General features: G+C 39.0%; 4 protein-coding genes and 3 pseudogenes. 2 read left to right on the top strand and 5 right to left on the bottom strand.

Annotated elements, in window-relative coordinates:
* From ACFING_RS08445 to ACFING_RS08425, 5 genes and pseudogenes are all read right to left on the bottom strand, one after another.
* A pseudogene (locus ACFING_RS08445) lies at positions 1–656 on the bottom strand (phage late control D family protein); the annotation flags it as partial.
* Positions 656–910 carry a tail protein X gene (locus ACFING_RS08440; RefSeq protein ID WP_375624427.1) on the bottom strand — a complete coding sequence of 85 codons (255 nt, stop codon included), beginning with the start codon at positions 908–910 and terminating at the stop codon, positions 656–658. The pseudogene ACFING_RS08445 and the gene ACFING_RS08440, both read right to left, overlap by 1 nt.
* Positions 907–1,368, bottom strand: a pseudogene (locus ACFING_RS08435) (phage tail protein). Before ACFING_RS08435 ends, ACFING_RS08440 begins: the two are co-directional and overlap by 4 nt.
* A 13-nt stretch (positions 1,369–1,381) precedes the next feature.
* On the bottom strand, positions 1,382–1,756 hold the full coding sequence (locus ACFING_RS08430) for a hypothetical protein (RefSeq protein WP_375630461.1): 375 nt from the start codon (positions 1,754–1,756) through the stop codon (positions 1,382–1,384).
* 763 nt (positions 1,757–2,519) lie between these two features.
* Positions 2,520–3,650, bottom strand: a complete 1,131-nt coding sequence (locus ACFING_RS08425; protein WP_375630460.1) for a metallophosphoesterase — start codon at positions 3,648–3,650, stop codon at positions 2,520–2,522.
* 774 nt (positions 3,651–4,424) lie between these two features.
* Here ACFING_RS08425 and ACFING_RS10195 point away from each other — a divergent pair.
* Both ACFING_RS10195 and ACFING_RS10190 read left to right on the top strand, forming a co-directional pair.
* A pseudogene (locus tag ACFING_RS10195) lies at positions 4,425–6,830 on the top strand (beta strand repeat-containing protein); the annotation flags it as partial.
* Positions 6,831–7,415: 585 nt separating this feature from the next.
* On the top strand, positions 7,416–9,938 hold a 2,523-nt coding region (locus ACFING_RS10190; protein WP_404977387.1), incomplete at its 3' end, for an autotransporter outer membrane beta-barrel domain-containing protein.

The raw sequence follows: 9,938 nt of genomic DNA, 5'->3' as shown, positions 1-9,938 counted from the left end.
GAGCGATCAAAATAAGAAGCTTCAATAGTGCCATATTGCGTGCGTGGCTCTAACGTGAATTCCCAGTTAGAACAGTCGTGCTTATGAAGTTCAAGGGCTGGTAAATTATCCCCGCTTAAAAATAAAAACTTATTGTCCTTGATCAAAAAACGCGCCCGCATGCGATCGGCAAGGCGGGTTAAAAAATCAACAGCCGATTGATCTGTACGAATCACATAAGGTAAAGTTTGTTGAGTGAACTGAGGACTGACCTTTGCTTGATAGCCATGGCGTTTGGCGAGTGTCTCAACAATCTCCCCAACAGTTTTGTGATCAAAATGTTCACTCACCTGTTCTTTGAGCTCTTTACGCATCGAGGCGCTTTTGCCACAAAGGCGCAAAATCTCTCCATCACTGCCTCCAATACTCACAACCGATTCGACAACAAAACACCCCATAAATGCACTGATGCTGTTCTCATAACCAAAGATCACCTGTAGCGCACTGTTGCTTGAGGGAACCTCTAAATCATTACCACTATCATCAAACTCTGCTTCAAATGTATCGGCTTCATTACCGGTATGGTCCGTAATGGTTGCGGTTAAAAGACGCTGGTAAAAAACCTCATGAACAGGTTTGTCTCCCACCTTGACCACAATAAAAGGGTGTGTACGCATTAATCCCATAACCGCTTCACCATGCTTTGGGGATTAGACAACACAAATTCAGGCAGAATGACCTTTAAGCCCCGTGGTAAAAACACACCATATTTGGCAATCTCTGGATTAGCTTCCAGTGTGGCTTCTAAATAGCCTTTGAGTAAACCAGCTTGCCTCCGGTCTCTGAACACTGCCATGGCATGGTGAAAGCAGAGGAGATCGAGGCTCATATCCTCTAGCTCTACAACAACATGTTTTTCTGGTATCTTCATAGAGGTTGTCCCACTTGGATTTGTCTCTCTTGGTATTGTCCTTGTGGTTTTCCGCCATTAAAAAAGGGCAAGAGCGTAATGGAATAGCGGATGCGCTGGGATTGACCAGAGCGACTGATATAGTCATGGTCTTTATTGATCGTGGTGATTACTACGGGTCCATGGAGAAGGACACTATAGGTCGTATCATTAATCCAACGAAGCATCTGGACCGGCTTTGCTCTTCGAATAGTTGTAGTGATGGCATCTATCGCTACCCGGTCACCAAATTCTTCTGGAAACAACACCCCATGAATGGTCTTTGCATCATTGCCATAGCCGGTAAATTGCAAACTGGGTGCCTTGCCAAAACGCTCCATACAAACCCGTGAGGCAGAAAACTCTTCTTCAAAGGATTAGAAATTCAGCCAGTCCACATAAAATTGATGCGGACCTAACATCATCAAAGGATCTCTCATAGGCTCCCTCCCCTCATTCTGTCCCGCCATGCAGCGCATTAGCGCGTGCCCGTTGCAAAGCATGGGCAACCGCACGACCAGTGGCCATGGGTTCACGCGCCCCATTAACATGCACTGTGACGTTTTGATTGTGTGTGATGGGGGAACGGTCTTTGTCTCTTTGCTCTCTCGCAGAGTAATTGGCATGCCCCGCCCCCTCAAATTGTGCAATCGGTTGGATGGCTGTTTTACCTCCCAAAAAACTTGGCAAAAACTCTCTTACATCAATCGACCCAATCCACTCCTTAATGCGGCTAGGCAAAGATTTACAAAAATCGCTCAACTTTGTGATGGGTGCCATAAAACCATCGACAATCCAACTTGCTAAATCTTCGCCGGCTTGTTCCATACTTGCCTTGGCAGCATCAGAGAGCTGTTCGCGGGCAAAAAAGCTCTTTCTAAACTGGAACTTCTTAAAATCCCCTTTTTACACCTCTCTCAAAGCAAAGATAAAACTGCCAAAACACGTGAGAGTCATCTAAGGATAATTGCATGAGACCATAACAGCTATAAACAGACTCCAATATTTGTATCATATTATTGTAACGATTTACTTACGTATAAAAGAAGAAGATAAAATTGTAATACAACTAAGAGTTCATACGGTTAATCAAGAGAAATTATACAGCATCACAAAACATCAATTGTTTGAAGATTATAAGTAAAAAATTGATCAAAATAAAAAGCTTTTCTTATGAAAAAGACAAGAGTTGCCCATGAGTAGATATTATAAACTCTAACAAAGGGCATAACTTGATAATTATACCGCAACAAACTAATAGAAACAGCCTTCTTGATAATTCTGGACAACATGTGCTAGCAAATTATAAACACACCCTTGACAAACTCCCCTTTCTTCAAAGATGAAAGCCTAAAAAGAAAAAATAGAATAACAAACCATTATTCTGCTTTGTATTAAAGCTCAGTTCACATTAAACCATTGCACTTATAGCGTATAACCTGAAATCTTAACAGCTTTGAAAAAGATATAAAAAAGATGTCTGATTTTTCACTCTATTTCTAAGTAACATTTAGACACTCCTACTGCTCTTCAAGTCCGCACATATAATACGTTTTTTTCCTCATGCTTTAAGACAAAGAAACAAATCCTATTATAACTTACTGCAACTTGCCGAAAATTGGGTGTCTTTCCCTATAACACCAAGATCTTTAATTAAAAGCGGTTTTCCTATTTCTCCATTATAGGCTTTAACGTGAATGGTCTTGCCTTTCACATCTATGAGGTAATAATCTCCATTAAAAAGCGCACCAGCTGTATAGATAGGGATATTTCCAAAAACCTTATCATTTTTCGCACGGCAATAAGACTGATAATGCGTGTGACCCACGAAGATTGCTTTAACATTATGAGAGGTAATAATTGACTTAAAGACCGACAAATCTTTAGCATTCTTTTTACGAATAAAAAAGGATTCACCATCAATGGAAGCAGCACGCGCATCATGAAAATTAATGATTGTCACTTTACCTCTTGCATCAGCAGCAGCTAAATCGTTCCTAAGCCAATCTAAAGATTTATTGATTTGCACTTCTGTAGACTGCCCCTTCAAACCAACCGTATAGCTTGGATAATTGTGAAGCTGCACATAGTGAACATCTCCATAATCCCAAGAATAACTCAAACTCCCCCTTATCGAGCGAATATTTCCACCCGAAATGGGAACCAAGCTTTCAGTAACATCTGCATTGAAATGCGATAATTGACTACGGTATTTTTTGATTTCCGATACCATTCTTGAAACTGCACTTATAGCACAAGCATCTTTGTAAAAGCTGAATTCTTGAGGATTTGTACAATTACCAACATTATTGGCATAATCGTGATTCCCTAGCCCCTCATAGACAGGTGCTCCAAGAGTTTTATAAACATTTTCATAATCATCATAGTTTTTTTGTTGTCCAAACTCCGTCAGATCACCATTGACAATATGGAATGCAGCTTTGTGCGCTTTTATCACACCAGCAACCTGCTCATTTATCTTTAACCATGGCTCTCTGTTTGATATTCCATTGGCATCACCAGAGTTTAAACGCCACGGTTGCGGATCAGCCATAATGATAGCAGTATAATTTTTTGTAAGAGACTTTTCTTTCATCGACCAATCCATGAATGCATCATGATGAAGCCTCTTGTCTCTTTTTATTTTTTCAGAATCAAGATTAAAACAACCAGAGAGAGTAAAAGCAATCACGGTGATTACCACTTCAACTTTATATCTCATAAACCTATCACCATAAAAACGTTACATATTTTTTATATTAAAAAATTCCTCAGAGACAATTTTTTAGATTTTATTGTCAAAAATATGTCAAAAATTCGAAATAACAAAAGCAATAATCCTTCAATGAAGGTGCACTTTGATGATATAAAAGCACTGTTGATTTCAAGCCTTCAACTTGAAGCATCTTCATTGATTAAGATTTATAAGCTTGGGCTCTGGCTCTTTCAAATGTCATCGATACATCAACAGCTTATAAAAACTTAGTCGTATACTATTAAAATATCCCCAACAGGAGAAAAAATGTATTCTTATACTAGAGCACCCAACTCCTTTGGATATCAAGATCAAATATATTAGAATATTATGATAAATAAGGTATAACTAATCAAAAGTGCTAGCAATAGTGTTTGATTATTACCGTCATCACTTACTTTGACAAGTTATAAAAATGCAGAAGTATTACAGAAAATACTATTATTACTTTATAAAAAAATAATATAACTTATGTAAGTATTATAATAATATTTATAATTTCTATAATATAGATTTACAATAAATTTAATTATATAATACAAATAATTACAAACACATTGTGTGTTAAATATAAATTAATACAAATTTAATATCATTTGTTTTTTAATTTTGACAAAAAACCAAAAATATCTTACCAAATAAAGACAATTATCGAAATTAATAACAACTATCCATTTTCACTTCTTCTTATGAAGTTTGCGGGGAAATGAATATTTGGGGGCTCTCATAAGGAGAATACTGGTGTATAAAACATCCCTTTTATCATGCACGGCTGCGGCTGCTATCATCCTATTCAACATCCAGTTCACTGCACATGCTGAAACTCTTGACGTTGCCAACGAAGAAAAAGATATATCCGGAAAAACGTACGAGACTATTTATGTAAAAGACAAAGGAAAAATCACCGGCAGTACTGTAACTGTAACTGGAAATAAAAACACAAATACAGACACAGGTAGCGATAAATATGTTGTAACAGTTGAAGGTGCTAACAGTGCGCTTGAATTAAATGGCTTAAATATTCAAGGCACTGATTCTGATGTTCGTTTTGGTATTTCTGTAAAAGACGGCGCTAACATCAACCTGACTGGGGGGAACATTACAGCTTCTCAAACTGGTGTTTATATTGATGATAGTAAGAATAGTAGAAATATACTACAAAATGTAGTGATATCAGATAATAAAAATGAAGCATCATCACTCCTTGGAATAGAAATAAACAACGAAAGTTTTATCACTTTAGAAAATGTAACAGTTAAGCAAGCAGAAACTGGTATACTTGCGGATGTCGTTTCTCAAGTTATAGTATCCGGAGGATCATTCGAAGGTAAAATGGATGGCGTATATGCTATGGGCGGCACCACCATTACTGTAGATGGCGGTACTAACATTACCTCATCTAATGGTAACGGACTCCATGCCGATGATGAAAATACCACCATAAAAATGACTGGGGGAAGCGTAACTGGAAAAGACGCAGCATTGTATACAAACGATGGTGGTCATATTAAAGTCACGGGTGGTACTCTAACAGCTAAGGAAGATACCACAAGTGCACCTACTACAGAAGGGGATAACCCTGCATATAATAAGGATACTAAAATTGAGAGTGGATTCGGCGCATTGTCTCAAGGTGAAAACAGTGTGATTGAATTATCTGATACAAAGATCAATGATGCGACAATCGGGTTAAAAACACAAGAAAGTGGCGCAATCGCAATGACTGGGGGAAGCATTACAGCGTCCAAAGTTGGTGCATTCTTTTTAGATAGCAAGAGCAAAGAAAACGAACTGAAAGATGTAGTGACATCAAGTGGGAAAGATGATGCGCCACTAATCAATGGAATCAAAGCAACTAACAGTAATGTCACTTTAAATAATGTAACAGTGACGCAAGCACAAACTGCCATAGATGCATATGATTCCACAGTAAAAGTCTTAGGAGGATCATTTGATGCAGAAAAAGCAGCAATATTTGCTCAAAACGGCGGCAACATCACTTTAACTGGCGGTGCAAAAATTACATCATATAACGATGCTGGACTCTATGCGGAAGGTTCAAAGTCCATCATCGAAATGACAGGAGGGAGCATTACAGCGAAAGAGGAAGCAGTAACGACAACATACGGTGGCCATATTACTGTTACAGATGTCACCCTAAAAACAAATGGTGATGGACTTGGTGTAGCTTCTGATGACCTTGGTAGCATGATTGAATTACTTGGAAAGACAACGATTAGTGATAGTGCAATCGGGCTTCAAGCACAAAACGGTGGTGTAATCAAGATGACTGGGGGAACCATTACAGCTTCTGCAGCTGGTGCTGGCTTCTTAAACAGTAACAGCCGTGAAAACAAACTAGAAAATGTGACAATATCGAGTGGTAAAGACGATGCGCCACTGAACTTTGGAATAAAAGCAGATAAAGGTACCGTCACTTTAAAAGATGTAACAGTGACTCAAGCAGCCGCTGGTATATTTGCAGATCATGATTCGACAATAACAATCTCGGGAGGATCATTTCATGCACAAAATGCAACAATATCTGCTCAAAACGGCAGCGCCATCACTTTAACAAACGGTGCAAAAATTACATCATCTGATGATGTTGGATTATATGCTAAAGATTCAAACTCCTCCATCACAATGATAGAAGGAAACGTCACGGGAAAAGCGAGTGCTTTGGTTGCTGAAGATGGTGGTCATATTACTGTTACAGATGTTACCCTAAAAACAAATGATAGCGATAAGTCATTTGGTGTATTTTCTAATGGCGCAAATAGTGTAATTGAATTGCTTGGAAAGACCACAATTAGTGGTAGTGCAATCGGGCTTGCATTCCAAAATGATGGCGCAATCAAGATGATTGGAGGAACCATTACAGCTTCTGCAGCTGGTGCTGGATTCTTAAACAGTAACAGTCATGAAAACAAACTAGAAAATGTGACAATATCGAGTGATAAAGACGATACGCCACTGAACTTTGGGATAAAAGCAGATAAAAGTACCGTTACTTTAAAAGATGTAACAGTGACTCAAGCAGCCGCCGGTATATTTGCAGAGAATGATTCGACAATAACAATCTCGGGAGGATCATTTCATGCACAAAATACAACAATATCTGCTAAAAGCGGCAGCACTATCACTTTAACCAATGATGCAAACATTACATCATCTGATAATGTTGGACTCTATGCAGAAGGTTCAAAATCCACCATCACAATGACGGGAGGAACTGTCACGGGGAAAGGTAATGCATTGGTTGCTGAAAATGGTGGACATATTACTGTTGCAGATGTGGCTCTAACTGTCACAGATGTGGCTCCAAGTGACGACTATATATCGTCTGGTGTATTTTCTGTTGGTGAAGGCAGTGTAATTGAATTACTTGGAAATACAACTATTAGTAATAGTGCACTCGGGCTTCAAGCACTAAACGATGGTGCAATCAAGATGACTGGAGGAGCCATTAAAACTTCTCTAGTTGGTGCTGGCTTCTTAAACAGTAACAACAGCAAAAACAAGCTAGAAGGTGTAAAGATATCGAATAGTAAAGACGATGCGTTACTGAACTTTGGAATAAAAGCAGATAAAAGTACCGTCACTTTAAAAGATGTAACCGTCATGCAAGCAACCAATGCCTTAGTTGCAGATGATCACTCAACAATAACAGCCTCAGGAGGATCATTTCATGCACAAAATACAACAATATCTGCTCAAAACGGCAGCGCCATCACTTTAACCAACAATGCAAACATTACATCATCTGATAACATTGGACTCTATGCAAATAGTTCAAACTCCACCATCAGCATGACGGGAGGAACCGTCACGGGGAAAGGTAATGCATTGGTTGCTGAAAATGGTGGACATATTACGGCCACAAATGTGTCTCTAAATGTTACAGATGTATCTCTAGGTGACGAAGATATATCGTCTGGTGTATTTTCTAATGGCGAAGGCAGTGTAGTTGAATTGCTTGAAGGAACAACGATTAGTAATAGTGAAATTGGACTTACAACAAACGATGGTGGCGCAATAAACATGACTGGAGGGACCATTAAAACTTCTCTAGTTGGTGCCGGCTTTTTAAACAGTAACAGCGGTGAAAACAAGCTGGAAGGTGTGAAGATATCGAATAATAAAGACGATGCGTTACTGAACTTTGGAATAAAAGCAGATAAAAGTACCGTCACTTTAAAAGATGTAACAGTGACTCAAGCAGCCGCCAGTATAGTTGCAAATAACCACTCAACAATAACGGTCTCAGGAGGATCATTTAGTGGACGTGATGTAGGAGGAAGCGCCGAAACCAGCAGTACGATTATCTTAAAAAACAATGCTAACATTATATCATCTAATGGCGAAGGACTCCTTGCAGACGGTTCAGGATCTAAGATCATAATGACGGGAGGATCCGTAGCCGCGAACAAAACAGCGTTATTCGCAATCAACGGAGGGCATATTGATGCCACAGATGTTGCTCTAACAACAGAGGGAAAAGGAAGCGGTGCATTTGTAAGTGGCAATGACAGCACAATTCAATTGCATGGTGATACAATAATTAACAATACTTTGGACGGCCTTGGAGCAGTTAACGGTGGTAAAATCATTAGCGAAAACTTATCGATAATCGGTGGTGAAGCACTTGAAGGCTCCGACAACGAACGCACTGGTATATGGACATCGGACTCTGGTAGTGAAGTTAGGTTAATGGGCAAAACAACCATTCAAAATGTCGATGAAGGTTTTTATGCAGACGGTGGAAGTAAAATCATTAGCGGAGATTTAACAATAACTGGTGGTGAAAGTAAACAACAAACCGTTGCTGTAAACGTTGCGGAACTTGGTAGTGCAATCGAATTAAATGGTAAAACAATCATTCAAAACTTTTATTTTGGTCTCACCGCAGCAAATAATAGCACAATTAAGATGACGAATGGTTATATTGGAGCAGCAGAGAATACAATAAAAAATAAAATAGAAGCAAAAAAAGTTGCACTATGGGCGGCATTTAATGGACATATTGATGTCGTGAATACTTCTATGATAGCAGGAGTTGCTGGTTTGCAATTTATAGCTCTCTCTAATCCTGATCTAGATTATCCAGATGATCCACAAAAACGTAAAAGCAGTGAAATTAATTTAACCAATGCAGAGCTTCATGCTGAAAATGGTACTGGAATTTTTGTTGGAGCTTTCACTAAAAATAACATTGAAAATAGTGCCGATCTGTCAATTGGTACAGTTAATCTCACAAATTCGGGAATCCATGCCGACGTGTTATTAGGGGACGGTCTCTTTACGAAAGAAAAAAGCTTTTGGGAAGAGGAAGATATTAAAGCGATCTCCAATGGCACCTTCACATTAAGCGCTGATCATTCAACTTTAGAAGGCAGAGCGAATATTGCTAAAGACAGAAATGTACATTTTGATCTAAAAAACAAGACAACATGGACACTAAAGACCAGTACAAAAGAAAAAGATGCTGATGGCAATCTGCTTGATATTGCTCAAAGATCTCGTTCCGATATTTCTACGCTTAATCTCGATAACAGCTCTATTATCTTTAATGGACCAACAGAAGATCATTATCACACATTGCATATAGGATCTGGTAAACCAGATACGCAAACAGTCTACAACGCCTCTGGTAATGCAAAGATTTACTTCAACATTGCTTGGAGTGATGGGGTAGCAAGTGCCGATCAAAAAACCGATAGACTTTTGATCCACGGTGATGTCTCAGGCTCCACAACAGTTTATATCAAAAGCGATTCAGGAGATGAAAGTAGTGTAGTCAATGCTGCTGATCCTTCCAATATAGGTGGCCTCTCGCTCATTCAAGTATCTGGAAAAGCACAAGAAGACTCTTTCAAACTCGTAAATGGCTATACCACAAGAAATCGTTTGCCTTATAAATATACGCTAACGGCCTATGGACCAGAGTCAAGCCACGGTACAGCCGATGTTGCACAAAGCCTCTTTGATGAGAAGAATGAAAATTTCTGGGATTTCCGCTTACATAAAGAAATTCTTGAAACGGATTCTGGTTCTGGTCCAAGTGTGATCGTCCCTGTAGCACAAACGGCCAGTTACTTAGTCATGCCAAATGCTCTCTTCTATAGTGGATTAACCGATATGGCTAAACAAAACGCGCTTTTAGCCAATATCAGAACATCTGTCTTAGGAAAAGAAGAGGAAAAACAAACCGGTTTCTTCCTCTATACTTACGGAAACACAGGAACCTTATCT

Origin of the sequence: Bartonella sp. AP150HLJHH (assembly GCF_042196385.1) — a bacterium.
Classification (GTDB): domain Bacteria; phylum Pseudomonadota; class Alphaproteobacteria; order Rhizobiales; family Rhizobiaceae; genus Bartonella.
The sequence above is the reverse complement of the archived record's forward strand: the minus strand, read 5'-3'. Positions and strand labels throughout refer to the sequence as shown.

Coding starts and splice junctions, on each gene's coding strand:
- ACFING_RS08440 (WP_375624427.1), bottom strand. CDS start 910: ATGAAGATACCAGAAAAACATGTTGTTGTAGAGCTAGAGGATATGAGC.
- ACFING_RS08430 (WP_375630461.1), bottom strand. CDS start 1,756: ATGGAACAAGCCGGCGAAGATTTAGCAAGTTGGATTGTCGATGGTTTT.
- ACFING_RS08425 (WP_375630460.1), bottom strand. CDS start 3,650: ATGAGATATAAAGTTGAAGTGGTAATCACCGTGATTGCTTTTACTCTC.